Raw genomic sequence first — 25,121 nt, forward strand, 5'->3', positions numbered from 1 at the left:
CCGCGGAAAAATCCAGACGATTTGAGATAACGTATTGATTTTTATATATTTTTAAAACTTTCGAAACGATTCTCATCCGATTCGAGGCCCGCCCGGCGGGCGTTTGACTCATTCGAACGGGGAGTTCTTCACAGAGTTATCCACAAGCCGTCACGATCCGGCCCCGTGGGCTGCGTCGGCCGGTCGCGCTTGCCGCGCCCGCCTGCGGCGCGCTAGAGTGCCGCCTTCCGCAGACCCCGCGGCATGCGCCGCCCAACGGAGAATCCGCCTTGACGAATCCGTCCCACGCCGCGGCGCACGACCTGCCGCGCCCGGCCCGATGAGCGCGCCCGACGGCCCGCTCGCCCGGCTCGAAGCGCGCCTGACGCGCGAATGGCAGCGCCGCGGCGCGCTCGCGTGGGCACTCACGCCGTTCGCGTGCGTGTTCGGCCTGTGCGCGGCGCTGCGGCGCACCGCGTACGCGCAGGGCTGGAAGAAGCCGGTCGACGTCGGCGTGCCCGTCGTCGTCGTCGGCAACGTGACCGTCGGCGGCACCGGCAAGACGCCGACCGTGATCGCGCTCGTCGACGCGTTGCGGGCGGCCGGCTTCACCCCCGGCATCGTGTCGCGCGGCTACGGCGCGAACGTGAAGGCGCCGACCGCCATCACGGCCGCGTCGCGTGCCGGCGCGGGCGGCGACGAGCCGCTCCTGATCGCACGCCGCACCGGCGCGCCCGTCTGGGTCTGCCCGGATCGCGTCGCGGCCGCGCAGGCGCTGCGCGCCGCGCATCCGGACGTCGACGTGATCGTCAGCGACGACGGCCTGCAGCACTACCGCCTCGCGCGCACGGTCGAACTCGTCGTGTTCGACCACCGGCTCGGCGGCAACGGTTTCCTGCTGCCGGCCGGGCCGTTGCGCGAGCCGCTGTCGCGGCACCGCGATGCGACGCTCGTCAACGATCCGTACAGCGGCGCGCTGCCGCCGTGGCCCGACACCTATTCGCTCGCGCTCACGCCGGGCGCCGCATGGCACCTCGACCAGCCGGCGCTGCGCCGCCCGCTGTCGCAATTCGCGAACGAGCGCGTCCTCGCCGCGGCCGGCATCGGCGCGCCGGAACGCTTCTTCGCGACGCTGCGCGCGGCCGGTCTCGCGCCCGCGACGCGCGCGCTGCCCGATCACTACGCGTTCGCCGACAATCCGTTCGTCGACGACGCCGTCGACGCGATCCTGATCACCGAGAAGGATGCAGTAAAATTGGGCGCTTCCTGGCGCGACGCTCGACTGTGGGTCGTCCCCGTCGAAGCCGCGCTCGACCCTCGCCTCATTGCCCTCGTTGTGGAGAAACTCCGTGGACGCTCGCCTGCTTGAAATCATTGTGTGCCCTATCTGCAAAGGCCCGCTCCACTATGACCGTGCCGCGCAGGAGCTGATCTGCAACGCGGACAAGCTCGCCTACCCGATCCGCGACGGCATCCCCGTGATGCTGGTCGACGAAGCGCGCCAGACCGTCGAAGGCACGCCGGTCGACCCGGCCGGCCGCTGAGCCGCCCGACCCCGCTCCAGCCCGAGCCGCGGCCCGTCCGCGGCCAGGGCGCCGAACCCTCCGGGCGACCCGCGCCAGGCGCGCCGCCCGCTCCGTTCTTCTCACCGCCCGCCCCGATGACTCACCCGCAACCCTTCATCGCCGTCATTCCCGCCCGGCTCGCGTCGACGCGGCTCCCGAACAAGCCGCTCGCCGATCTCGGCGGCAAGCCGATGGTCGTGCGCGTCGCCGAGCGTGCACGTGAGGCTGGCGCGCAGCAGGTGCTCGTCGCGTCCGACGCGCAGAGCGTGCTCGATGCCGCGCGCGATCACGGCTTCGAAGCGGTGCTGACGCGCGCCGACCATCCGTCCGGCACCGACCGTCTCGCGGAAGTCGCGGCGACGTTCGGGTGGAGCGACGACACGGTCGTCGTCAACGTTCAGGGCGACGAGCCGCTGATCGACCCCGTACTCGTGCGCGACGTAGCGTCGCACCTCGCCGCGCATCCGGCGTGCGCGATTGCGACGGCCGCCCACCCGATCCACGATGCGGCCGACGTGTTCAACCCGAACGTCGTGAAGGTCGCGCTCGACGCGCAGAGCGTCGCGCTGTACTTCTCGCGCGCGCCGATTCCATGGAGCCGGGACGCGTACCAGCCGCACTGGCCCGACGTCGCAGCCATGCCTGCGCCTGCTTTCCCGGTCTATCGGCACATCGGCCTCTACGCGTATCGCGCGCGTTTCCTGCGCACGTATCCGACGCTTGCGCAGGCGCCGATCGAACAGGCCGAGCAGCTCGAGCAGCTGCGCGCGCTCTGGCACGGCGAGCGCATCGCGGTGCTGATCACCGAGTCCGCGCCCGAAGCCGGCATCGACACGCCGGCCGATCTCGCACGCGTGCAGGCCCTTTTTCAGCCGGGACCAAAATAACCCGTGGCATAATCAGGCGATTGTGCGAGCCGTCCGCGACCAGCGCGTCCTCGCTTGACCCCGCCCGCGGCCCTGCCGGCAGCCGCGCGTCGCTCAACCCGACGCGCCGCATCAGACCGGTCCGCCGCGCGCCAGGCAAGCGCCGCGCCCACCGTCGCGGCGCTTTTTGCGTCTCGCCACACGAATCTACATACTGGAGATATCACCATGCGTTTGATCCTGTTGGGCGCGCCCGGCGCGGGAAAGGGCACCCAGGCAAACTTCATCAAGGAAAAGTTCGGCATCCCGCAAATCTCGACGGGCGACATGCTGCGCGCGGCCGTGAAGGCCGGCACGCCGCTCGGCGTCGAGGCGAAGGGCTACATGGACGCCGGCAAGCTCGTTCCGGATGCGCTGATCATCGGCCTCGTCAAAGAGCGCCTGAAGGAAGCCGACTGCGCGAACGGCTATCTGTTCGACGGCTTCCCGCGCACGATCGCGCAGGCTGACGCGATGAAGGAAGCGGGCGTCGCGATCGACTACGTGCTCGAGATCGACGTACCGTTCTCGGAAATCATCGAGCGCATGAGCGGCCGCCGCACGCACCCGGCATCGGGCCGCACGTACCACGTCAAGTTCAACCCGCCGAAGGTCGAAGGCCACGACGACGTGACGGGCGAGCCGCTGATCCAGCGCGACGACGACAAGGAAGAAACCGTCAAGAAGCGTCTCGAAGTGTACGAAGCGCAGACCAAGCCGCTGATCACGTACTACGGCGACTGGGCGCAGCGCGGCGAGGAAAACGGCCTGAAGGCGCCGCAGTATCGCAAGATCTCGGGCCTCGGCGCCGTCGAGGAAATCCGCGAGCGCGCGTTTGACGCACTGAAGTAAGCAGCGCGTCGCGCACCCGCAAGCCGCCCTCCCCGGGCGGCTTTTTTATGCCCGGGCGGAATTCGCACGACCGTTCTGGTATCGCCGCCGCGTGAGGGTGCCCCGTACAATCGGCAGGTGCGGGCGTCTGTGTTACCGGTGCGCCGGCATTTCAACCGATCACGGGGCAAGAATCAGACAATCGCATTGCCCCCGGAAGCGTAACTTGTGCTGAAGCGCGGACGGCGCTCGACCGCCTTGCATGGGACCGCCCTAAGCGCTGAAGCGCCAAGGGCGGTCGACACGGAGACAGTCATGGAAATTCGCGGCAACGTATTTCTGATCACGGGCGGCGCATCCGGCCTCGGTGCCGGCACGGCGCGGATGCTCGCGCAAGCAGGCGGCACGGTCGTGCTCGCCGACCTGAACGACACGGCAGGCACCGCACTCGCGACCGAGCTGGGCGGCATCTTCGTGCACTGCGACGTGTCGAGCGAGACCGACGCGCAGGCGGCCGTCGACGCAGCGACGCGCGCGGGCACGCTGCGCGGCCTCGTGAACTGCGCCGGCATCGCGCCCGCCGCGAAGACCGTCGGCAAGGACGGCGCGCATCCGCTCGACGTGTTCGCGAAGACGATCAACGTGAACCTCGTCGGCACGTTCAACATGATCCGGCTCGCGGCCGCCGCGATGGCCGCCACCGCGCCGACCGCAGAGGGCGAGCGCGGCGTGATCGTCAGCACCGCGTCGGTCGCCGCATTCGACGGGCAGATCGGCCAGGCCGCGTACGCGGCGTCGAAAGCCGGCGTCGCGGGCATGACGCTGCCGATCGCGCGCGACCTGTCGCGCAACGGCATCCGCGTGATGACGATCGCGCCCGGCCTGTTCGAGACGCCGATGCTGCTCGGCATGCCGCAGGACGTCCAGGACGCGCTCAGCGCGATGGTGCCGTTCCCGCCGCGGCTCGGCAAACCGGCCGAATACGCGCTGCTGGTGCGCCAGATCGTCGAGAATCTGATGCTCAACGGAGAAGTGATCCGCCTCGACGGCGCGATCCGGATGCAGCCGAAATAAGCACGCAAAAAAAAGCCCGCATCGCGGGCGTTGTGTCATTCACGATTCCTGCAGGCAGCACGGCGGCGGCTCAGTCCTCGCCGTCGCGCTGCATCCGCTGCCGCAACTCGGTCACTTGCGATTCGACGACGGTCGCGTCGTCCGCGTCCGGCCGCTCGCCGAGATACTGCTCGAGATCCTCGAGTGCGGGGCGCAGGTAGTCGAGCCGCGCATACGCGAAACCGCGGTCGCGAACTTCGTCGAGATGCTCGGGCAGCAGGATCACGAGCCGCTGCTGCACCGCGAGCAGCCGTTGCCAGCGCTCCGTCTGAAGATAGATCGTCTTCAGGTTGCGCAGCATCCGCGCGATGATCTCGCGGCTCGTCGCCGGCTGCAGCAGTGCGCGCAACGCGCTGTCGACCGCACCGGCCGCACGCGCGACGTACGGCTCGAGCATCTCGACCATCTCGGCTTCGGACAGCGAATGGCCGTTGGCCGGGTCGATGATCAGGTCGCCGTCCGGCAGCGTGACGCGCAGCAGGAAATGGCCGGGGAACGATACGCCGCGCGCCGGCACGCCGATCTGCTCGGCGAGCTCCAGGTACAGCACCGACAGCGAGATCGGAATCCCGCGCCGCCGCTTCAGCACGGCGTTCAGGTGGCTGTTATCGGGGTCGTAGTAATCGTTGTGATTGCACGCGAAGCCGAGCTCGCGGAAGAAGAAGTCGTTCAGCGCGGCGACGCGGCCCTTCAGGTCCGTGTCGTCGGCGAGCCGCCGGCGCAGCCGCGCCGCCAGCATGTCGAGTTCGGCCAGCGTGCCCTGCAGGTCGAGGTCGGGATAGGCGTCCTGTGCCAGCGACAGCGCCGCTTCCGTGACGGGCAGGCTGTCGTCGTCTGCCACGAGCGTGCTGAAGTAGTCGAGGACGCGGGTCATTGCGGTCGTCACTTGGCGCGCCTTCTGAAATAAGCGTATTTGAAGCCCATCACCCACAACATACCGAAATATAGTGCAGCGAACAGCACGAGGCACGCGGCCATCAGCGCGATGCGATCGAGCGGCTGCGTGCGCATCCCGGTCCAGTCGAAGCTGATCGACAGCCAGTGCATCAGGCCCGCGAGCACGAGCGCCGCACCGATCAGCTGCACGAAGAAGCGCAGCCAGCCCGGCGACGGCTGGTAGATGCCGCGCTTGCGCAGCCCGAGGAACAGCAGCAGCGAATTCAGGCACGCGCCGACGCCGATGCTCAGCGTCAGGCCCGCGTGGCCGATCAACGGCACGAACACGTAGTTCGAGATCTGCGTGACGATCAGCACGCCGATCGCGATCTTGACGGGCGTCTTGATGTCCTGCTTCGCATAGAAGCCCGGCGCGAGGATCTTGATCAGGATGATGCCGACGAGGCCGATCCCGTAGGTCGCGAGCGCGCGCGCGACCATCGTGACGGTATGCGCGTCGAACTTGCCGTAGTTGAAGAGGGTCGCCGTGAGCGGCGTCGCGAAGAAGAACAGCGCGAGCGCGCTCGGTGCCGCGAGCAGGAACGTGACGCGCAGCCCCCAGTCGAGCAGCGCCGAATACTCGTGCGAATCGGCGTCGACGTGAGCCTTCGACAGGCTCGGCAGCAGGATCGTGCCGAGCGCGACGCCGAGCAGCGCCGTCGGGAATTCCATCAGGCGGTCGGCGTAGTTGATCCACGACACGGCGCCCTGCCCGAGCCGCGACGCGATGTTGGTGTTGATGATCAGCGACAGTTGCGCGACCGACACCGCGAACGTCGCGGGCACCATCTTCGCGAGCACGCGCTTCACGCCCGGGTGGCGCAGCGCGCGCAGCGGGTTGAGGCCGATCAGCGGCACCATGTCGATCTTCTTCAGGCCCGGCAGCTGCACGAGGAACTGCAGCACGCCGCCGACGATGACGGCCCATGCAAGCGCGAACACCGGCACCTTCAGGTGCGGCGCAACGAACACGGCCGCGGCGATGAACGCGACGTTGAGCAGCACCGGCGCGAACGCGGGCAGCGAGAAGCTCTTGTACGTGTTCAGCACGCCCGACGCGAGCGTGGTCAGCGAAATGAACACGATGTACGGGAACATGATCCGCGTCATCGTGACCGCGAGCGGGAACGCCTGCCCGTCGGTGTGCAGGCCGGACGCGACCGCGAACACGACCCACGATGCGCCGGCGATCCCCAGGACCGACAGCACGGCAAGCGCCCACGCCAGCACCGTCGACATCGCGTCGACGAGCGCTTTCGTCGCATCGTGCCCCTGCTGGTTCTTGAACTCGGCGAGGATCGGCACGAACGCCTGCGAGAACGCGCCTTCGGCGGACAGGCGGCGCAGCAGGTTCGGAATACGGAAGGCGACGTAGAACGCGTCGGTGTATTGACTGGCGCCGAACGCACGGGCGATCAGCGTCTCGCGGGCCAGTCCGGTCACGCGCGACAGCAGCGTGAAGCCGCTGACCGTCAGCAGGGCTCGGAATAGATTCATGGGGCGCTTATTATACGGACGTTGCGTGGCCCGGCCAGCGGCCGATGCCGAAAAGCGCGCACGCCACCGATGCCCCGCCCGACGGTTGTCACGTTCAACTTGCCACTCGCTTGATTTTGTTGCTATAATCGCCGGTTTCTGGGCTCGTACATGCACGGCAACTGCCGTTTTCATGTCCCGGCCTCGGTTAAAATCACCGTTTTTTTATGCGCCCCTGGGCAATCGTTCTCAGGGGACGGATCGAAAAGCAGCGCTTGGCCGTCAGGCTCCAAGCTCTGGAAACAGGACAGGATAAGGAACCGTCATGGCTAACTCCGCACAAGCACGCAAGCGCGCCCGCCAGGCCGCGAAGGCAAACTCGCACAACTCGGCGCTGCGCTCGAAATTCCGTACCGCGATCAAGTCGGTTCGCAAGGCTGTTGAAGCCGGCGACCAGGCAAAGGCTGCCGAGCTGTTCAAGGCTGCCGTGAAGACGATCGACACGATCGCCGACAAGAAGATCGTTCACAAGAACAAGGCCGCTCGCAGCAAGAGCCGCCTCGCCGCGGCCGTCAAGGGCCTGCAGGCAGCAGCGTAACTCCGGTGCGCCCGCTCACGCGGGCGTTCCTGTTTCCTGCGATCGCAAAAAAGCCCGCCTAGGCGGGCTTTTTTGTCGCCTGTCGCCGGCGCACATCCTGCGGGCCGGCAACATGCGCCAGGACGGGCGCCAGGGTGGGCGCCGCATGCGCCCTCGCCCGTGCCGGCATCACTTCTTCGCGTCGTAGTCCGGCAGTTCGCACGCCTCGGTAACGACGAGGTTGTTGTCCTTCGCGAAATTCAGCACGAAATCGAACGCCATCGGCTCAACGTCGCGCAGCCGGGAATCGAGGATCACACATTTGAGGTCGCCGAGCATCGTCGGACGCACGTAGAGCGAATACTTGAGGCGCGCGTTCGGCCCGCTCGCCCCCGGCCCGAAGCAGGCCATCACACCGGCCAGACGTTCCGACCAGTCGCTCGGGCGAAACTTTTTCCCGTCTTTCGTGATGCCCTGGATGAAGAATTCGGTCGGAGGGGTTTCAGCCATGTGGTTACCCAAGTGACGGCCCGGCGATGTCCAGGCAACGGCGCCTGGATACGCGAACACAAAGCTGAAACGGACGGCGGCACAAGCATTCCGATATCCCGAAAACGAGACGTCGACGTGCGCCGCCGGCGGACTGCACCGGATTTGTGCAGCGCACGGCTTGTGTCCGGCAGAGCGCGAAGAGGCTTGCCTGCCGGGCTGGAGAAAACTTTTGGATTATACCGCAGCGCGCCATCGCGCGTCGTCCCGACACCCCTCCTCCTGCGCCGCCCGCAACGCATGGCGATCGTGCCCCGCTTCTCTCCCCGGCTCGTCAAAGCACAGAAAATCCTTTATGCTGCTTTGAGTTATCCACACCCGACGGCGGCGCCGTCCGGCCTTGCTGCCGGGTGCAACCCGCCGCATTTCGCTTCATGACCGCCAAAACCATTCGTCACTACCTGCAGTTCAAGGATTTCTCGCTGGAAGACTACGAGTACGTGCTCGAACGCACGGGTATCCTGAAGCGCAAGTTCAAGAACTACGAGACCTATCACCCGCTGCACGACCGCACGCTCGCGATGATCTTCGAGAAGAACTCGACGCGCACGCGCCTGTCGTTCGAAGCCGGGATCTTCCAGCTCGGCGGCCACGCCGTCTTCATGAGCACGCGCGACACGCAGCTCGGTCGCGGCGAACCCGTCGAGGATTCCGCGCAGGTGATCTCGCGGATGGTCGACATCATCATGATCCGCACGTTCGAGCAGGAGATCATCCAGCGCTTCGCGGACAACTCCCGCGTGCCGGTGATCAACGGCCTGACGAACGAATACCACCCGTGCCAGGTGCTCGCCGACATCTTCACGTACTACGAGCACCGCGGCCCGATCGCCGGCAAGACCGTCGCGTGGGTCGGCGACGCGAACAACATGCTCTACACGTGGATCGAAGCCGCGCAGATCCTCGGCTTCAAGCTGCGCCTGTCCACGCCGCCCGGCTACGCGCTCGACATGAAGCTCGTGTCGCCCGACAGCGCGCCGTTCTACGAAGTGTTCGACGATCCGAACGAAGCGTGCAAGGGCGCCGATCTCGTCACCACCGACGTGTGGACGAGCATGGGCTTCGAGGCCGAGAACGAGGCCCGCAAGCAGGCATTCGCCGACTGGTGCGTCGACGAGGAGATGATGGGCCACGCGAACCCGGACGCCCTCTTCATGCACTGCCTGCCCGCGCACCGCGGCGAGGAAGTGACGGCCGGCGTGATCGACGGCCCGCAGAGCGTCGTATGGGATGAAGCGGAAAACCGCCTGCACGTGCAGAAGGCACTGATGGAGTTCCTGCTGCTCGGCCGCCTCAAGCACTGACGCGCCGGCACCCGGCAACCCATGTAAAAAGCGCCGATCGCCGATCGGCGCTTTTTGTTCGGGCCCGCGAAAAGCGGTGCGAAACCCCGCTTACAGGCAGACGGGTTCGGGCTCGAGCTCGACGCCGAAATGCGCGCGCACGTCGGCCTGGATCGCCCGCGCCAGCGCGAGCACGTCGGCGCCCGTCGCGCCGCCGCGATTGACGAGCACGAGCGCCTGGCGGTCGTGCACGGCCGCCGCGCCCAGCACGCGCCCCTTCCAGCCGCAGCGGTCGATCAGCCAGCCGGCCGCGAGCTTGACCTGGCCATCCGGCTGCGGATACGACACGATCTCGGGCGTGCGGGCGCGCAGCGCATCGAATTGCGCCGCATCGATCACCGGATTCTTGAAGAAACTGCCCGCGTTGCCGAGGACGAGCGGATCGGGCAGCTTCGCGCGGCGGATCGCGACGACGGCGTCGAACACATCACGCGGCGCGGCCGCATCGGGTGCGATGCCACGGGCGTCGAGTTCGCGCGTGACGTCCGCGTAGCCGAGCCGCGGCGCCCATTGCTTCGGCAGCCGGAACGTCACCGACACGATCGCGAACCGGCCAGCCCCTTCCCGCTTGAAGAAACTGTCGCGATAGCCGAACGCGCAGCGCGCGGCGTCGAAGCGCTCGCTGCGCCCGGTCGCCAGCTCGACCGCGACCAGCGAGTCGAAATACACCTTCATCTCGAGACCGTATGCGCCGATGTTCTGGATCGGCGCGGCACCGACCGTACCCGGAATCAGCGCGAGGTTCTCGAGGCCGGGCATCCCTTGCTCGAGCGTCCATGCGACGAATGCGTGCCAGTTCTCGCCGCCGCCGGCCTCGACGTACCACGCATCGTCGTCCTCGCGCACGACGCGGCGGCCCTTGATTTCGTCGAGCAGCACGATACCGTCGAAATCGCGCGTGAACACGACGTTGCTGCCGCCGCCGAGCACGAGCCGCGGCAGGTTCGCGACGCGCGGGTCGCGATGGAGCGCCTCGAATTGCGACGCATGCGTGACGCGCGCGGCAAGGCGCGCGGTCGCGGCAATGCCGAACGTGTTGTGCGCGGCGAGCGGATGGTCGGGAAGCAGCGACAGGGCGGAATCGTCAGGAGGCATCGGCATTCGCGGTCACGTCCGCCAGGGCGGCACATGGCCGGCCTTGGGCAAACGGAGGGGCATCGGTAAAATGGCAAACAGTCCGCAATTATAGCGAGTGCCCGCGCGCGAGCCGGGCATCCGCATCTCAAGGGAGGAATGCCATGCCATCGTTCGACGTCGTTTCCGAAGCGAACATGATCGAAGTGAAGAACGCCATCGAGCAGTCGAACAAGGAAATCTCGACGCGCTTCGACTTCAAGGGCTCCGACGCGCGCGTCGAGCAGAAGGAGCGCGAGCTGACGCTGTTCGCCGATGACGATTTCAAGCTCGGCCAGGTCAAGGACGTGCTGATCGGCAAGCTGGCCAAGCGCAACGTCGACGTGCGCTTCCTCGACTACGGCAAGGTCGAGAAGATCGGCGGCGACAAGGTCAAGCAGATCGTCACCGTGAAGAAGGGCGTGACCGGCGATCTCGCGAAGAAGATCGTGCGGCTCGTGAAGGACAGCAAGATCAAGGTGCAGGCGAGCATCCAGGGCGACGCGGTGCGCGTATCGGGCACGAAGCGCGACGACCTGCAGAGCACGATCGCGATGCTGCGCAAGGACGTGACCGACACGCCGCTCGACTTCAACAACTTCCGCGACTGATCGCCAAACGATCCGTCACGTCATCCTGCCGGGCCCCGCACACGCGGCGCGCCCGGCGTGCGGCAAGCGCCGCGCGTTCTCAGGCCTTGCCGCCGTCCTGCGCGCCGCCGTCCGCGGCCGCCTTCTTCTTGTCACCGATCCGGCTCTCCTGCCCCGCCAGCAACTTCGAAATGTTGCCGCGGTGACGCCACACGAGCAGCACGCTCATCGCGAGTACGGCCCATGCGACCGGGTTGTGGCCCGTGCCGAACAGGAACACGTCGAACACCGGCGCGAACACGGCCGCCACCAGCGCCGCGAGCGACGAATAGCGGAAGAAGAACGCGACGATCAGCCAGGTGAGCGCGGTCGCGAGCCCGAGCACCGGGTGCACGGCGAGCAGCACGCCAGCCGCGGTCGCGACGCCCTTGCCGCCCTGGAAGCGGAAGAACACCGGATACAGGTGACCGAGGAACACGGCGATCGCGACCCATGCGACCGCGACGTCGGGCAGGCCGAAGTGGCGGGCGAGCCAGACGGCAATCCAGCCCTTGAACGCATCGCCGACGAGCGTCAGGATCGCGGCCTTCTTGTTGCCGCTGCGCAGCACGTTGGTCGCGCCGGGATTCTTCGACCCGTACGAACGCGGGTCGGCCAGGCCCATCGCGCCGCTGACGACGACGGCGAACGACACCGAACCGATCAGGTAGGCAACGAGGGCGGCGAGCAGGATCTGCATGCGGTGGACTCTTCTTTCAACGTATCGGTAAAGGGACGGCTGCGCGGCAAGCCCGCAAGCCGAAACGGCGCCCATTCTACCGAACGGGCGCGGCGTGCCACGAAGGTGAAACCCTCAGTCGACACTGGCGCACTGTACGGGCTGCGCGCCGAGCAGCGACGTGAGCACGGCCGGCGCGAGACTGACGAGGTAGCCTCGGCGGCCGCCGTTCAGGTAGATCGTCGGCAGTTCGAGGATCGTCTCCTCGACGTAGACGGGCATCGTCTTGCGCGTGCCGAACGGCGACGTGCCGCCGACGAGATAGCCCGAATGGCGGTTCGCGACCTCGGGCTTGCACGGTTCGACGCGCTTCGCGCCGATCTGCCGTGCGAGGTTCTTCGTCGATACCGTGCGGTCGCCGTGCATCAGCACGATCAGCGGCTTCGCATGCTCGTCTTCCATCACGAGCGTCTTCACGACGCTGTGCTCGTCGACGCCGAGCTGGCGCGCCGATTCGCCGGTGCCGCCGTGCTCGACGTAGTCGTACGGATGCTCGCCGAACACCACGCCGTGGCGGCGCAACAGCTGGGTGGCAGGGGTTTCGGACACGTGTCTGGATTTGCTCATGGCGGCATTTTAATGGTGAACGACCGGCTGGCGCGCAATCGCGCCCTTCGGCCCTTCGGCCCTTGAGCCCTCGCACCCGCGCCGGCGGTATACTCGCGGCCCGTTTTCCGCCGGGCGGCCTGCTGCGGCGCCGCAGCGATTCCGTCCATCATCATTGCGGACATCGCGAAGCGCTATTGCCCGAATGGCCGATTGTGGCGCACGCGCCGTCATGGCACGATCGTTCGCCAACCTCGTCGGCCGCCGCCCGCCCCTTTTCTGGAGACGCCATGTCCTCGCCCCTCCGTTCTTCCGAGCCGCTCGACGTCGATGCACTGCTCGCCGCGCTGCCCCGCCGCATCGCCGACGTGCCCGCACGCCGGGCCGCGCAGGCACCCGGGCATCCGGCGCTGATCGAGGACGCACGCCGGCTGTCGTACGGCGACCTGTCGCAAGCCGTCGATGCGGCGGCCGCGCTGCTCGCCGGCCTCGGCGTGCAAGGCGGCGACCGCGTGATGATCGTCGCCGAAAACTGCGTCGCGCAAATCGTGCTGCTGTTCGCGGTCGCCCGCCTCGACGCGTGGGCGCTCGTGTCGAACGCGCGATTGTCGGCCGGCGAACTCGACGCGATCGCCGCGCACGCGCGCCCGAAGCTGATCGCGTTCACCACCGACGTATCGCCCGACGCGCGCACGCATGCCGCGCGGCACGGCGCGACACCTGCCGGCGCACTGCCGGTCGACATCGGTGCATGGTCGTATCGCGTCGACGCCAGCGCGCCGGGCGAGCCGGTTGCCGCCGACGGCGCCGCGCAATGCGCGGCACTGATCTACACGACCGGCACGACCGGCACGCCGAAAGGCGTGATGCTGTCGCATCGCAACCTGCTGTTCATCGCGGCGACGTCGAGCGCGCTGCGCCGCGTGTCGCCCGACGACGTCGTCTACACGGTGCTGCCCGTGTCGCACGTGTACGGGCTCGCGTCGGTCTGCCTCGGCAGCCTGTACGCGGGCGCGACGCTGCGGCTTGCGCCGCGCTTCTCGCCGGAAGCCGTGCGCGTCGCGCTCGCCGACGAAGGCGTCACGATCTTCCAGGGCGTGCCCGCGATGCACGCGAAGCTGCTCGAACACTTGCACACCCACGGCCACGCATGGCACGCACCGCGCCTGCGCTTCGCGTATTCGGGCGGCTCGCCGCTCGACACGAACCTGAAGGCACGCGTCGAGCGCCTGTATGGCGTGCCGCTGCACAACGGCTACGGAATGACCGAGAGCAGCCCGACGATCACGCAGACACCGCTCGACGCGCCACGCACCGACAGCTCGGTCGGCGTGCCGATTCCCGGTGTGGAGATGCGGATCGTCGCACCGGACGGCACCGACGTGCCGCCCGGCGAAGTCGGCGAGATTCACGTACGCGGGCCGAACGTGATGCTCGGCTACTACCGCAACGCGGACGCCACCCGCGCGGCCGTGTCGCCGGATGGCTGGCTGAGCACCGGCGATCTCGCGCGGCAAGAAGCGGACGGCGCGGTAACGATCGCGGGTCGCAGCAAGGAGCTGATCATCCGCTCGGGCTTCAACGTCTATCCGGTCGAAGTCGAGCAGGTGCTGAACGCGCACCCTGACGTCGTACAGGCGGCCGTCATCGGCCGTGCGGTCGAAGGCAACGAGGAAGTGCTTGCGTTCGTCGAACGGGTGCCCGGTGCGACCGCCGACGAAGCGGCGCTGCACGCATGGTGTGCGGAGCGGCTCGCGCCTTACAAACGCCCCGCGCATATCCGCGTCCTCGACGCGTTGCCGGCCGCATCGACAGGCAAGGTGCTGAAGCACAAGCTGCGCGAGATGGTCTGACGCAGGCAGGCCGGTACGCGCACCGGAGCCTGCTCAGCGAAACGTGCGCTAACCGCGCGGATGGTGTTGCGCGTGCAGCGTCTTCAACCGCTCGCGCGCGACGTGGGTATAGATCTGCGTGGTCGAGATGTCGCTGTGACCGAGCAGCAGTTGCACGACGCGCAGGTCGGCGCCATGGTTCAGCAGGTGCGTCGCGAACGCGTGCCGCAACGTGTGCGGCGACAGGTGGGCGCGCACGTCCGCGTGCAGCGCGTGACGCTTGATGATGTTCCAGAACTGCTGGCGCGTCATCCCGTCGCCGCGTGCGGTCACGAACAGCGCGTCGGCTGCGCGCGCGCCGAGCAGCGCCGGCCGCGCATCGCGCAGATAGCGCTCGATCCAGCCGTGCGCGACTTCGCCGAACGGCACGAGCCGCTCCTTCGAGCCCTTGCCCATCACGCGCACGACGCCCTCGTTGAGCCCGACCTCGACAGTCTTCAACGTCACGAGTTCGCTCACGCGCAATCCGCTCGCATACATCAGCTCGAGCATCGTGCGATCGCGCAGGCCAAGCGGCGTGCCGATATCGGGCGCACCGAGCAGCGCCTCGACCTGCGCCTCCGACAACGTCGACGGGAACCGGGCCGCCTGTTTCGCGGACGAGATCCGCAGCGTCGGGTCGGCGCTCGCGCGATGCTCGCGCACGGCCCAGCCGTAATAGCGCCGGAACACGGACAACCGCCGGTTCGACGACGTCGCCTTGCCGTCGCTGCGCGCGGCGATGTAGCCCGTCACCATCGCTTCGTCGACCGAATCGAGCGACGTGTCGTGGGTCGCGGCCAGCCATTGGGAAAACAGCACCAGATCGCGCCGGTAAGCATCGAGCGTGTTGCGTGCGAGCCCGTGCTCGAGCCACAGCGCATCGCAAAACACGTCGATCGATGCGCGGCTCGCGAGCAGCGCGGGGGATGCCGCGGCGGCATCGCCGTCGGCTTCGGGGGAAATCAGCGATTCACTCATCAGTACGGCACGCCCTCGTGCGCCAGCAGCCAGCGCTTCACTTTCTGGTAATACCCGTTGTCGTCGTGGTTCGCGAAACCGCCGAGGCCGCCCGCCGCGACGACGCGATGGCACGGGATCACGAGCGGGAAGTAGTTCGCGCCGCACGCCTGGCCGACCGCGCGCGGCGCGCTGCCGATCCGCTTCGCGACCTGGCCGTAGGTCAGCACCGTGCCGGGCGGGATATCGCTGATCACGTCCCACACGCGGTGCTGGAACGCGCTGCCGACCTCGGCGAGCGGCAGGTCGAAGCGCGCCGACGCGCGCGCGAAGTAACGTTCGATCTGCTTGACCGCGCGCTTCGCGAGCGGCGTATCCGGATCGACCGGCTTCACCGATTCGGGCAGATAGACGATCTCGCGCACCACCGCGGCATCCGTGCGGATGCCGACCTTGCCGAACGGTGCGTCGATGACTGCATTGAACATGGCCCTCTCCTGACCGATGGATGCGCGCGGCAGCACCGCGCGCCGACGACACTTTACGCCGCCTTCACGCGGCACGCAGCGCCCATTCGACATGCTCGCGCACGACCGGCGACGGATCGTCGGCCCGCGCGCGCAACGCGTCGACGATCGCCTCGCGCGCCTGCGGCGCGAGCCGGTCCTCACCCGCGCGCAGCGCGTTGCCGAGGCCGACCGCGAGATTGCGCAGCCAGCTTTCGTAGCCGATGCGCCGGATCGCACTGCCCTGCATCCGCGTATCGAACGTGTCCGCATCCCACGCGAACAGCTCGACGAGCGTCGCGCGGTCGAGGCCGTGCCGCACGTCGAAATCGGCGACGGGCGCGGCCTGCGCGAACTTGTTCCATGGGCATACGAGCTGGCAATCGTCGCAGCCGTACACGCGATTGCCGATCATCGGCCGCAGCAGCTCGGGGATGCTGCCTTTCAGTTCGATCGTCAGGTACGAGATGCAGCGGCGCGCGTCGACGCGGTACGGCTCGACGATCGCGCCGGTCGGACATGCGTCGATGCAGCGCGTGCAACTGCCGCAGTGGGCACCGGGCGTCTCGGGCGCGGTGTCGGGCGACGTGTGCGCGTCGGTCGGCAGCGGAACGTCGACGTAGATCTCGCCGAGGAAGAACAGCGAACCCGCATCGCGCTGCAGCAGCAGCGTGTGCTTGCCGCGCCAGCCGACGCCGGCCTTCTGCGCAAGCTCGACCTCGAGCACGGGTGCCGAATCGGTGAACACGCGGTAGCCGAACGCGCCGATCTCACGCTCGATGCGCTCGGCGAGCGTCTGCAGCCGGTTGCGCAGCACCTTGTGATAGTCGCGGCCGCGCGCATAGATCGACACGACGGCCGCCTGCGGATCGTCGAGCCGGGCCCGTTCGCGCGCGCGCCAGTCGTGCGGCACGAGTGCGCCGGGCGCATCGTCAACGAGTGTTTGAGCCGGCAGATAGGCGAGCCGCGCGGAGATCACGCGTCGCGTACCGGCCACAAGTTCGGCCGGGCGCGCGCGTTTCATCCCATGTTTCGCCATATAATCCATTTCGCCGTGGTATCCGGCTTCCAGCCAGGCGGCGAGGCCTGCTTCGGCATCCGAGAGATCGGTATCGCTGATGCCGATCGCCCCGAAACCCAATTCGCGCCCCCACGCCCTGATGCGCGCGGCGAGCGCAGTCAACGCCGCATCGTCGAGCGCGCACGGTGCCGCGCCTTCGGCACGAGTCGAAGGCCTGTCGGATGCGGCGAGTTCCGGTAATCGGTTCATCGCACTATTTTACGAGAATGCCAGCCACGCCCAGCCAACCGCCTCACGACGCCATGCTGCCCGCCCTGCTCGCGGAGCGCGTGATCGCGCTCGCCGACGAAGCGGCGACCGAGGCCTTCGGCACCCGCTTCGCGCACGCGCTCGACGCGGCGCGCACCGAACTCGCCCGCGCGCATGCGTTCGACGGGCTGCAGATCCAGCTGGTCGGCGACCTCGGCGCGGGCAAGACCTCCCTCGTGCGCGCCATCCTGCGCGGCCTCGGCCACACGGGACGCGTGCGCAGCCCGACCTATACGCTCGTCGAGCCGTACGCACTCGAACGCGAGGATGGGGAACTCGAGGTCTATCACTTCGATCTGTATCGTTTCAACGATCCGGCCGAATGGTCCGACGCAGGCTTTCGCGAATATTTCAATTCCAGCGCGATCTGCCTCGTCGAATGGCCACAACAGGCGGGCACGCTGCTCGGCGTACCCGATCTGGTTTTCTCGCTCGACGTGGATGGCGACGGCCGCGTCCTCACCGTCCGGGCGTACAGCGCTTCAGGAAAGGCATGTCTCGAAAGATGTTGATCAAACCGTTCCGCTCGATCGAATCGGCGGCCACCGCGACGCACAACTGGCGGCGTCGCCAGATCCTGCGCGCGGGCGCGTCGACGCTGGTGCTCGGTCTCGTCGCGCCGCGGCTCGCGCACGCGTCGTCGGTGCTCGGCGTGCGCGTGTGGCCCGCACGCGATTACACGCGCGTCACGATCGAATCCGACCAGCCGCTGCAGAATACCCAACAGCTGCTGCAGGGTCCCGACCGCCTCGTCGTCGACCTGAGCGGCCTCGATCTCGATCAGGCGCTGCGCGATCTCGTATCGAAGATCGCGCCGAACGATCCGCAGATCCAGTCGGTGCGCGTCGGCCAGTATCAGCCGCACGTCGTGCGGATGGTGTTCGACCTGAAAGGTTCGGTGAAGCCGCAGGTGTTCACGCTGCCGCCGGTCGGCGCGTACAAGTACCGGCTCGTGTTCGACCTGTATCCGGCCGTCGCGCCCGATCCGCTGTCCGACCTGATCGCGCAGACGGAACGCAAGGAACAGGCGCTCAACGACACCGCGCGCGCGCAGCAGATGCAGCCGCCGTCCACGCTGGCCGGCCCGGGCACCCCGCCGCCCGCCGCGGGCGACAACAGCGATGCGTTCTTCCAGCGCTTCGCGCAGAACACACCGGCCACGCCGCACACGCCGCCCGCCGCCGGCACGCCCTCGACGCCCGCGAAGCCGGCCGTCAAGCCGCCGCCGGTCATCGCACGCCGCGACGACAGCGACGACGACGGCGACACCTACAAGTTCACCGCACCGAAATCCGGCAAGGGCGGCACCGTGCGCCTGCTGACGGTGGCGATCGATCCGGGCCACGGCGGCGAGGATCCGGGCGCGATCGGCGGCGGCGGCACGTACGAGAAGCACATCGCGCTCGACATCGCGAAGAAGCTGCGCGCGAAGATCGACGCCGCGCCGAACATGCGCGCGATGATGACGCGCGACGCCGACTTCTTCGTGCCGCTGAACGTGCGCGTGCAGAAGGCGCGCCGCGTGGGCGCCGATCTCTTCGTGTCGATCCATGCGGACGCGTTCACGACGCCGTCCGCGCGCGGCTCGTCGGTGTTCGCATTGTCCGATCACGGCGCGACGAGCGCCGCGGCGCGCTGGATGGCGAACAAGGAAAATTCGTCCGACCTGATCGGCGGCATCAACATCAAGACGGCGGATGCGGCCGTGAACCGCGCGCTGTTCGACATGTCGACGACCGCGCAGATCCGCGACTCGCTGCGCTACGGCAACTACGTGCTGAAGGAAGTCGGCGGTATCAACAAGCTGCACAAGGGCTCGGTCGAACAGGCCGGGTTCGCGGTGCTGAAAGCCCCCGACATTCCGTCGATCCTCGTCGAGACCGCGTTCATCAGCAACCCGGAAGAGGAGAGCCGGCTGAACGACGACAGCTATCGCGACCAGATGGCCGACGCGATCTTCCGCGGCATCAAGCGTTATTTCGCCGCGAACCCGCCGCTCGCGAAGAGCCGGATGGCCTGACGGCCCGACGGCCGTATCTAGCCATACTCGGCCACCCCGCCCCGCCGCCGGCACGCAGTGCGTGCCGGCGCGTCACGATGCCGCGAAGCGGCGCATCAGTTTCCCGCCGAACACGTTCACCGCGAGGCCGCCCATCACGAGCGCCGTGCCGATCAGCTGCGCGCGCGTCAGATGCTCGTCGAGCAGCAGCGCCGACGAAGCCAGGCCGACGATCGGCACCAGCAGCGAGAATTGCGCGACCTGCGCGGCCGGATAGCGCGACAGCAGGCGGCTCCAGAGCCCGTAGCCGAGCAGCGTCGCGACGAACGCGAGATAGACGACCGCGAAGATCGACGCCCCGTTCAGCCCGGCGAGCGCGGTCGCGATCCGCTGCGGCCCTTCGAACCACAGCGACAGCAGGAAGAACGGCACGGGCGGCACGAGGCTCGCCCACACGACGAGCGACACGAGGTTCGCTTTCCCGACCTTCTTCGTGACGATGTTGCCGAACGCCCACATCGCGGCCGAACAGATCGTCAGCAGAAAGCCCGCGAGCGTCATTGCGCGGCCGCCCTGCGCCGCGATCACGACGAGCCCGCCCGCGGCGATCGCGAGCCCGAGCAGGTTCTGCATGCGCAGCCGCTCGCCGAGGAACAGCATCGCGAACACGAGCGTGAAGAACGCCTGCGACTGCAGCACGAGCGACGCGAGGCCGGCCGGCATGCCGACGTACATGCCGGTGAACAGGAACACGAACTGGCCGAGCTGGATCGTCGCGCCGTACAGCACCAGCAGGCGCCACGGAATCTGCGGCCGGCGTACGAAGAACACGGCGGGCACGGCCGCGAGCGTGAAGCGCAGCGCGCCGAGCAGCATCGGCGGCATGCCGTGCAGGCCGACCTTGATCACGACGAAGTTCACGCCCCACGCGAGGATCACGACCAGCGCAAGCAGCAAGTCCTTCGGGGCCATCATCGGCGTCTCCTCGATTGTCGAATCGTTGTGCAAGGTGCTCTCGAGCCCTGTCGCTTCGCGCCAGGCGCCTGAGGAGGCGATCCCCAAAAGGGACTGCCTGCGGGGCAAAAAATACCGGGGCGGCCCGGCGTTTTCCCGGGAAGCCGGTCAGTCTACCGGGTTTCGGCACCCGGCCCGATACCCGCGCGGCGCGAATGGAATCGGCGGCGGACGGCCAGTACAATGACCGGCATCTCCTCCGCCGCCCCACAGGATCCGCCATGAACGCCCCGATCAAAGCCCTGCTGAAGCCGCACGTGCGCGACATCGGCAACCTGCAGGTGCGCCGCACGCTGCCCGCACTCGCCGCACGCCTCGTCGGCCCGTTCATCTTCTTCGATCACATGGGGCCCGCCACGCTGCCGCCCGGCACGGGGCTCGACGTGCGCCCGCACCCGCACATCGGTCTCGCCACCGTCACCTACCTGTTCGACGGCGCGATCCTGCACCGCGACAGCCTCGGATCGCTGCAGGAGATCGTGCCGGGCGACGTGAACTGGATGACGGCCGGCCGCGGGATCGTCCACTCCGAACGCACGCCCGACGCGCAGCGCGAAAACGGCCATACCGTGCACGGGATCCAGACCTGGGTCGCACTGCCGCGCGCGCACGAGACGACCGAGCCGTCGTTCGAGCACCATCCGGCCGACACGCTGCCGAAGCGCAACGAGGACGGCGTGTCGCTGACGGTGATCGCCGGCGATGCGTTCGGGCTGCGCTCGCCGGTCACGACGTTCTCGCGCACGCTGTATGTCGCAGCCGAATTCGCGGCCGGCGGCCGCCTCGAACTCGACGCGTCGCACGAGGAGCGCGCGGTGTACGTGGTCGACGGCGAGCTCGCGATCGACGGCACGCCGGTGCCCGCCGAACAGATGGCCGTGCTCGCGCCCGGTGCCGCAGTCACGCTGACGAGCGGCAGCGGCGCGCGCGCGATGCTGCTCGGCGGCGACAAGATCGACGGCGAACGCTTCATCGAATGGAACTTCGTCGCCAGCAGCCGCGAAGCGATCGAACGCGCGAAAGAAGCATGGACGCGCCAGGAAATGGGCAAGGTGCCGGGCGAAACCGAGTGGATTCCGCTGCCCGAGTCGAAGCCGCGTTGAAAAAGGGGCGCTCCGCCCCCATCCTGACGACATTCGAACGAAAGAGAACGACATGGACACCACGCTTGCCACATTCGAGAAAGACGTCATCGAGGCGTCGCTGGACGCCCCCGTGCTGGTCGACTTCTGGGCGCCGTGGTGCGGCCCGTGCAAGACGCTCGGCCCGCTGCTGGAAAAACTCGAAGGCGACTACGAAGGCCGCTGGAAGCTCGTGAAGGTCAACGTCGACGAGAACCAGGAACTCGCCGCGCACTTCCAGACCCGCAGCATCCCGCACGTGATCGCGTTCGCCGACGGGCGCCCGGTCGACCAGTTCGTCGGCGTGCTGCCCGAAGGCCAGCTGCGCGCCTTTCTCGACCGGCTGCTGCCGGCCCCCGAGGAAGCCGAACGGCGCGCCGCGCAATACGCGATGGCCGAAGAGCGCCACGACGACGCGCTCACGCACCTCGAGGCGGCGCTCGCGCTGAGTCCCGGCTTCGACGACGCACGCCTCGACCTGATCGAACTGCTGCTCGCGAGCAACCAGGTCGACGCCGCGCGCGCCGAGACGGAACGCCTGTCGCCGCAGACCGTGCAAGGCGGCGACCCGCGCTACCAGGCGATCAAGACTCGTTTCGACGCCCTCGAAGCCACGGCCGACCTGCCGCCGACCGATGCACTCGAAGCACGCATCGCGGCCAACCCGGCCGATCTCGACGCGCGCTTCGATCTCGCGCAGAGCCTGATCGCGCGGCGTGCGTATGAAGGGGCGCTGGAGCAGTTGCTGGAAATCGTCACGCGCGACCGCGCGTACGGCGACGATCTCGGCCGCCGCACGATGATCTCGGTATTCGAGCTGGCCGGCGACCGCCCGGACCTCGTCGCCGGGTGGCGGCGCAAGCTGAGCATGGCGCTCAACTGAGGGACGACCGGCCGGGCCGCAACGGCCCGGCTGCGTAACGGCCCGACCACGTAACGGCCCGGCTGCGCAACAGCCCCGCATCGCATGCGGCGCGCATCACGCGCTGCGGCATCGCGCCGGCGCCCGCGCCCGCGTGTCGCGCGCTCAGCCGGCGGCCTGCGCCGCGATCGCGCGCAGCGCATGCGCGGCGGCCGCGAAGCCGAAGCTCGCGGTCACGCACACGCTCGAACCGAATCCCGCACAGTTGAGCCCCGCGACGTGCGCGGCCGCGGACGGCTCCGCACCGTCCTCTAGATCGCAGGCGGCCGCTTCCGGATAGATCAGCGGCTCGTCCGAATACACGGCGCTGACCTTGAAACGCGCCTTCGGCCCGCGCGGAAAGCCGTGCTGCTTGCGCAACTGCGCGCGCACCTTCGACAGCAGCGGATCCTGGATCGTCAGCGCGAGATCGTCGATCCGGATGCGCGTCGGATCGAGCTGGCCGCCCGCGCCGCCGACCACGACGAGCGGCTGACGCTTCGCGACGCACCATGCGATCAGCGCAACCTTCGTGCGCACGCTGTCGATCGCGTCGATCACGTAGTCGAAACCGCCGCCGAGCAGCGCGTCGAAGTTGTCGGGCTCGACGAAATCCTCGATCCGGTTCACGCGGCACGCGGGATCGATCAGCGCGATCCGCTCGGCCATCGCGTCCACCTTCGGCTTGCCGTAATTGCCGTCGAGCGCGTGGATCTGCCGGTTCGTATTGCTTTCCGCGACGTTGTCGAGATCGATCAGCGTGAGCGTGCCGACCGCGTTGCGTGCGAGCGCCTCGGCCACCCACGACCCGACGCCGCCGATCCCGATCACCGCGACGTGCGCGCGCTCGAACGCGGCGGCGGCCGGCGCGCCGTACAACCGCGCGACGCCGCCGAAACGCCGCGCGCGATCCACGTCAAGCTGGATTTCCGGGGTCGGGGTAAGATCAGAAGAACTGGGCGGGGCGGTGTCGGCGACGGACATGGCAGCAAGGAAATCGTAAGTCGTGCAGCCCTCTATTTTGCCTGAACTCCCCGCTCGCCCGCGCCACTGTGCACGCACGTTTCTTGCGCGTTGGCTACAATGGTTCCAGATTGAAGCGTTTGCATAACATGACGACTCTCGCCGATCTCCGCATCAATTATTCGCGTGCTTCGCTCGACGAAGCCGATGTCGCCCACGACCCCTTCGCCCAGTTCGATCGCTGGTTCAAGGAGGCGCTTGCCGCCAAGCTGCCCGAGCCGAACACGATGACGCTCGCGACCGTCGGCGCCGACGGCCGGCCGTCGGCACGCATCGTGCTCATCAAGGGCGTCGACGAACGCGGGTTCGTCTTCTTCACCAATTACGAAAGCCGCAAGGGGCACGACCTCGCCGCGCATCCGCAGGCAGCGCTGCTGTTCTACTGGATCGAGCTCGAGCGCCAGGTGCGCATCGAAGGCCGGATCGAGAAAACCAGCGCCGAGGAAAGCGACCGCTATTTCGCGTCGCGTCCGCTCGGCTCGCGCATCGGCGCATGGGCGTCCGAGCAAAGCACGGTGATCGACAGCCGCGCGACGCTCGAAGCGCAGGAAAAGGCCGTCAGCGAACGCTACGGCGACAACCCGCCGCGCCCGCCCCACTGGGGCGGCTACCGCCTCGTGCCCGACTCGATCGAGTTCTGGCAGGGCCGCCCGTCGCGGCTGCACGACCGTCTGCTCTATACGCGCGACGCCAACGCTTCGTCGGGCTGGTCGATCTCGCGCCTGTCGCCGTAAGCGCGGCGCCGGCGCACGCCGGTCGTGTCTCGTGTTGCATCCGGGCGCCCGCCGCGCAAGCGGCGGGCGCCGGTCAAGATACTTGGCTGTATTCGATTCAACGAACAAACGGAGAATCCAAATGTTCTGGGAAAAGAAGCTGGCACAGTGGGCGGACGACGTACGGGCGAAAGCGAACATACCGGCACGCCTCGTGCTGTGGAACGGCGATCAACTCGATTTCGGCACCTTCAGCGCGCCGCAGGTCACGCTGAAGGTGAACAGCGCGTCGGCGCTGCCGCTCTTGCTCGAACCGAGCCTCGACAATCTCGGCGAGGCCTACGTGAAGGGCAAGATCGACATCGAAGGCAAGCTGTCGGACATCATCAACATCGGCTACTCGCTCGCGCGCAGCACGGTGACGAGCGCGAGCAAGCTCGCGCGCGTGAAGCGCTACTTCAATCACTCGAAGAGCACCGACAAGAAGGCGATCCAGTATCACTACGACGTCTCGAACGAGTTCTACAAGCTGTGGCTCGACGAGAACATGGTGTACTCGTGCGCCTACTTCGAGAACGGCGACGAGGATCTCGCCACCGCGCAGATCAAGAAGATCGACCACATCCTGACGAAGATCCGGCTCGAGCCCGGCCAGCGCCTGCTCGACATCGGCTGCGGCTGGGGTGCGCTCGTGCTGCGCGCCGCGCAGAAGTTCGGCGCGCAGTGCCTCGGCGTCACGCTGTCGCAGAACCAGTTCGACCTCGCGACCGCGCGCGTGAAGGCGGCCGGGCTGGAGGACAGGATCGAGATCCGGCTGCAGGACTACCGCGAGATCGACGGCCAGTTCGACCGCATCACGAGTGTCGGGATGTTCGAGCACGTCGGGCGCAAGAACCTGCCGCTCTATTTCACGCGGATTCATGACCTGCTCGTCGACGACGGCATCGCGATGAACCACGGGATCACGTCGACCGACGCGGAAAGCGGCGAGACGGCGCTCGGCGGCGGCGAGTTCATCGACCGCTACGTGTTCCCGGACGGCGAGCTGCCGCACATCAGCCTCGCGCTGGAAGCCGCGCAGCGCGGCGGCCTGGAAGCGATTGACGTCGAAAGCCTGCGACGGCACTATGCGCGCACGCTCGACATCTGGACGGAAAACTTCGAGGCGAAGGCAGAAGCGGCGCGACAACTCGTCGACGACGAAAAATTCCGCATCTGGCGCGTGTATCTCGCCGGCTGCGCGTATGCGTTCGAGCACGACGACGTGTCGATCTTCCAGATCGTGTGCCGCAAGGCCGGACGCAGCGCGAAAACGCTGCCGTGGTCGCGGCGCTATATGTACGAACACGCGCTGCCGCGCTAGGCGGCGCTTCACGCTGGGC

General features: G+C 67.7%; 26 protein-coding genes. 15 read left to right on the plus strand and 11 right to left on the minus strand.

Going from position 1 to position 25,121, the window contains the following annotated elements:
- Nucleotides 1-319 precede the first annotated feature (319 nt).
- From lpxK to FOZ70_RS29670, 5 genes are all read left to right on the plus strand, one after another.
- On the plus strand, nucleotides 320-1,348 hold the full coding sequence (gene lpxK / locus FOZ70_RS29650; RefSeq protein WP_048026552.1) for a tetraacyldisaccharide 4'-kinase: 1,029 nt from the start codon (nucleotides 320-322) through the stop codon (nucleotides 1,346-1,348).
- A complete protein-coding gene (locus tag FOZ70_RS29655; RefSeq protein ID WP_006482216.1) occupies nucleotides 1,329-1,523 on the plus strand; it encodes a Trm112 family protein in 195 nt (64 codons plus the stop codon). The genes lpxK and FOZ70_RS29655 overlap by 20 nt, the downstream gene beginning before the upstream one ends.
- Nucleotides 1,524-1,639: 116 nt before the next feature.
- Entirely contained in the window at nucleotides 1,640-2,431 is a 792-nt protein-coding gene (kdsB, locus tag FOZ70_RS29660; protein WP_027789285.1) for a 3-deoxy-manno-octulosonate cytidylyltransferase, read from the plus strand.
- Nucleotides 2,432-2,638: 207 nt separating this feature from the next.
- Nucleotides 2,639-3,301 (plus strand): adenylate kinase, encoded by a 663-nt coding sequence (gene adk / locus FOZ70_RS29665; RefSeq protein WP_021162571.1) that lies wholly within the window; start codon nucleotides 2,639-2,641, stop codon nucleotides 3,299-3,301.
- A 294-nt stretch (nucleotides 3,302-3,595) separates the two neighbouring features.
- The gene (locus tag FOZ70_RS29670) at nucleotides 3,596-4,354 is read left to right on the plus strand and encodes an SDR family NAD(P)-dependent oxidoreductase (protein ID WP_059623898.1); all 759 of its coding nucleotides are present in this window, start codon (nucleotides 3,596-3,598) and stop codon (nucleotides 4,352-4,354) included.
- Nucleotides 4,355-4,424: 70 nt separating this feature from the next.
- On the opposite strand, the gene FOZ70_RS29675 is transcribed toward FOZ70_RS29670, so the two are convergent.
- Entirely contained in the window at nucleotides 4,425-5,267 is an 843-nt protein-coding gene (locus tag FOZ70_RS29675; protein WP_027789283.1) for a SirB1 family protein, read from the minus strand.
- A gap of 8 nt (nucleotides 5,268-5,275) precedes the next feature.
- Nucleotides 5,276-6,826, minus strand: a complete 1,551-nt coding sequence (gene murJ, locus FOZ70_RS29680) for a murein biosynthesis integral membrane protein MurJ (RefSeq protein ID WP_059623896.1) — start codon at nucleotides 6,824-6,826, stop codon at nucleotides 5,276-5,278.
- A 304-nt stretch (nucleotides 6,827-7,130) separates the two neighbouring features.
- Here murJ and rpsT point away from each other — a divergent pair, with 304 nt between their 5' ends.
- A complete protein-coding gene (gene rpsT, locus FOZ70_RS29685) occupies nucleotides 7,131-7,403 on the plus strand; it encodes a 30S ribosomal protein S20 (protein ID WP_006482211.1) in 273 nt (90 codons plus the stop codon).
- 168 nt (nucleotides 7,404-7,571) lie between these two features.
- On the opposite strand, the gene FOZ70_RS29690 is transcribed toward rpsT, so the two are convergent.
- Nucleotides 7,572-7,892 (minus strand): DUF3579 domain-containing protein, encoded by a 321-nt coding sequence (locus tag FOZ70_RS29690; RefSeq protein WP_021162567.1) that lies wholly within the window; start codon nucleotides 7,890-7,892, stop codon nucleotides 7,572-7,574.
- Between the two features lie 413 nt (nucleotides 7,893-8,305).
- Between FOZ70_RS29690 and argF the strand changes: the two genes are divergently transcribed.
- Nucleotides 8,306-9,235 carry an ornithine carbamoyltransferase gene (gene argF, locus FOZ70_RS29695; RefSeq protein WP_027789281.1) on the plus strand — a complete coding sequence of 310 codons (930 nt, stop codon included), beginning with the start codon at nucleotides 8,306-8,308 and terminating at the stop codon, nucleotides 9,233-9,235.
- A 90-nt stretch (nucleotides 9,236-9,325) separates the two neighbouring features.
- Here argF and murB read toward each other — a convergent pair whose 3' ends face one another.
- Nucleotides 9,326-10,375, minus strand: coding sequence for a UDP-N-acetylmuramate dehydrogenase (gene murB / locus FOZ70_RS29700; RefSeq protein WP_219707417.1), 1,050 nt, complete (start codon nucleotides 10,373-10,375; stop codon nucleotides 9,326-9,328).
- A gap of 137 nt (nucleotides 10,376-10,512) precedes the next feature.
- On the opposite strand from murB, the gene FOZ70_RS29705 reads away from it, so the two are divergent.
- The gene (locus FOZ70_RS29705; RefSeq protein ID WP_021162564.1) at nucleotides 10,513-10,998 is read left to right on the plus strand and encodes a YajQ family cyclic di-GMP-binding protein; all 486 of its coding nucleotides are present in this window, start codon (nucleotides 10,513-10,515) and stop codon (nucleotides 10,996-10,998) included.
- 79 nt (nucleotides 10,999-11,077) lie between these two features.
- Here the strand turns inward: FOZ70_RS29705 and plsY are convergent, their stop codons facing one another.
- Nucleotides 11,078-11,716 carry a glycerol-3-phosphate 1-O-acyltransferase PlsY gene (gene plsY / locus FOZ70_RS29710; protein WP_059484351.1) on the minus strand — a complete coding sequence of 213 codons (639 nt, stop codon included), beginning with the start codon at nucleotides 11,714-11,716 and terminating at the stop codon, nucleotides 11,078-11,080.
- 114 nt (nucleotides 11,717-11,830) lie between these two features.
- Entirely contained in the window at nucleotides 11,831-12,322 is a 492-nt protein-coding gene (ybaK, locus tag FOZ70_RS29715; protein ID WP_059590557.1) for a Cys-tRNA(Pro) deacylase, read from the minus strand.
- Nucleotides 12,323-12,591: 269 nt separating this feature from the next.
- On the opposite strand from ybaK, the gene FOZ70_RS29720 reads away from it, so the two are divergent.
- Complete coding sequence (locus tag FOZ70_RS29720) at nucleotides 12,592-14,154, plus strand: AMP-binding protein (RefSeq protein ID WP_111997489.1); 1,563 nt, start codon at nucleotides 12,592-12,594, stop codon at nucleotides 14,152-14,154.
- A 48-nt stretch (nucleotides 14,155-14,202) separates the two neighbouring features.
- Here FOZ70_RS29720 and xerD read toward each other — a convergent pair whose 3' ends face one another.
- The 3 genes from xerD to queG form a co-directional block, all read right to left on the minus strand.
- Complete coding sequence (gene xerD, locus FOZ70_RS29725) at nucleotides 14,203-15,153, minus strand: site-specific tyrosine recombinase XerD (RefSeq protein ID WP_021162559.1); 951 nt, start codon at nucleotides 15,151-15,153, stop codon at nucleotides 14,203-14,205.
- Nucleotides 15,153-15,620, minus strand: a complete 468-nt coding sequence (locus tag FOZ70_RS29730) for a methylated-DNA--[protein]-cysteine S-methyltransferase (RefSeq protein WP_021162558.1) — start codon at nucleotides 15,618-15,620, stop codon at nucleotides 15,153-15,155. The genes xerD and FOZ70_RS29730 overlap by 1 nt, the downstream gene beginning before the upstream one ends.
- A 64-nt stretch (nucleotides 15,621-15,684) precedes the next feature.
- Nucleotides 15,685-16,908, minus strand: a complete 1,224-nt coding sequence (gene queG / locus FOZ70_RS29735) for a tRNA epoxyqueuosine(34) reductase QueG (protein ID WP_111997488.1) — start codon at nucleotides 16,906-16,908, stop codon at nucleotides 15,685-15,687.
- A 17-nt stretch (nucleotides 16,909-16,925) separates the two neighbouring features.
- Between queG and tsaE the strand changes: the two genes are divergently transcribed.
- Nucleotides 16,926-17,480 carry a tRNA (adenosine(37)-N6)-threonylcarbamoyltransferase complex ATPase subunit type 1 TsaE gene (gene tsaE / locus FOZ70_RS29740; RefSeq protein WP_048024926.1) on the plus strand — a complete coding sequence of 185 codons (555 nt, stop codon included), beginning with the start codon at nucleotides 16,926-16,928 and terminating at the stop codon, nucleotides 17,478-17,480.
- On the plus strand, nucleotides 17,462-18,988 hold the full coding sequence (locus FOZ70_RS29745) for an N-acetylmuramoyl-L-alanine amidase (protein WP_042977130.1): 1,527 nt from the start codon (nucleotides 17,462-17,464) through the stop codon (nucleotides 18,986-18,988). The genes tsaE and FOZ70_RS29745 overlap by 19 nt, the downstream gene beginning before the upstream one ends.
- A gap of 72 nt (nucleotides 18,989-19,060) precedes the next feature.
- Here the strand turns inward: FOZ70_RS29745 and FOZ70_RS29750 are convergent, their stop codons facing one another.
- Nucleotides 19,061-19,939 carry an EamA family transporter gene (locus FOZ70_RS29750; RefSeq protein ID WP_175849485.1) on the minus strand — a complete coding sequence of 293 codons (879 nt, stop codon included), beginning with the start codon at nucleotides 19,937-19,939 and terminating at the stop codon, nucleotides 19,061-19,063.
- Nucleotides 19,940-20,202: 263 nt separating this feature from the next.
- On the opposite strand from FOZ70_RS29750, the gene FOZ70_RS29755 reads away from it, so the two are divergent.
- Both FOZ70_RS29755 and trxA read left to right on the plus strand, forming a co-directional pair.
- A complete protein-coding gene (locus FOZ70_RS29755; protein WP_060049557.1) occupies nucleotides 20,203-21,084 on the plus strand; it encodes a pirin family protein in 882 nt (293 codons plus the stop codon).
- Between the two features lie 52 nt (nucleotides 21,085-21,136).
- Nucleotides 21,137-21,985, plus strand: a complete 849-nt coding sequence (gene trxA / locus FOZ70_RS29760) for a thioredoxin (RefSeq protein WP_219707418.1) — start codon at nucleotides 21,137-21,139, stop codon at nucleotides 21,983-21,985.
- A gap of 144 nt (nucleotides 21,986-22,129) precedes the next feature.
- Here trxA and FOZ70_RS29765 read toward each other — a convergent pair whose 3' ends face one another.
- Nucleotides 22,130-22,987, minus strand: coding sequence for a tRNA threonylcarbamoyladenosine dehydratase (locus FOZ70_RS29765; protein ID WP_048024931.1), 858 nt, complete (start codon nucleotides 22,985-22,987; stop codon nucleotides 22,130-22,132).
- 128 nt (nucleotides 22,988-23,115) lie between these two features.
- On the opposite strand from FOZ70_RS29765, the gene pdxH reads away from it, so the two are divergent.
- Both pdxH and FOZ70_RS29775 read left to right on the plus strand, forming a co-directional pair.
- Entirely contained in the window at nucleotides 23,116-23,760 is a 645-nt protein-coding gene (pdxH, locus tag FOZ70_RS29770) for a pyridoxamine 5'-phosphate oxidase (protein ID WP_021162550.1), read from the plus strand.
- A 121-nt stretch (nucleotides 23,761-23,881) separates the two neighbouring features.
- A complete protein-coding gene (locus tag FOZ70_RS29775) occupies nucleotides 23,882-25,102 on the plus strand; it encodes a cyclopropane-fatty-acyl-phospholipid synthase family protein (RefSeq protein ID WP_021162549.1) in 1,221 nt (406 codons plus the stop codon).
- Nucleotides 25,103-25,121: the final 19 nt, after the last annotated feature.

The organism is Burkholderia sp. COPS, assembly GCF_019425585.1.
GTDB lineage: Bacteria > Pseudomonadota > Gammaproteobacteria > Burkholderiales > Burkholderiaceae > Burkholderia > Burkholderia cepacia.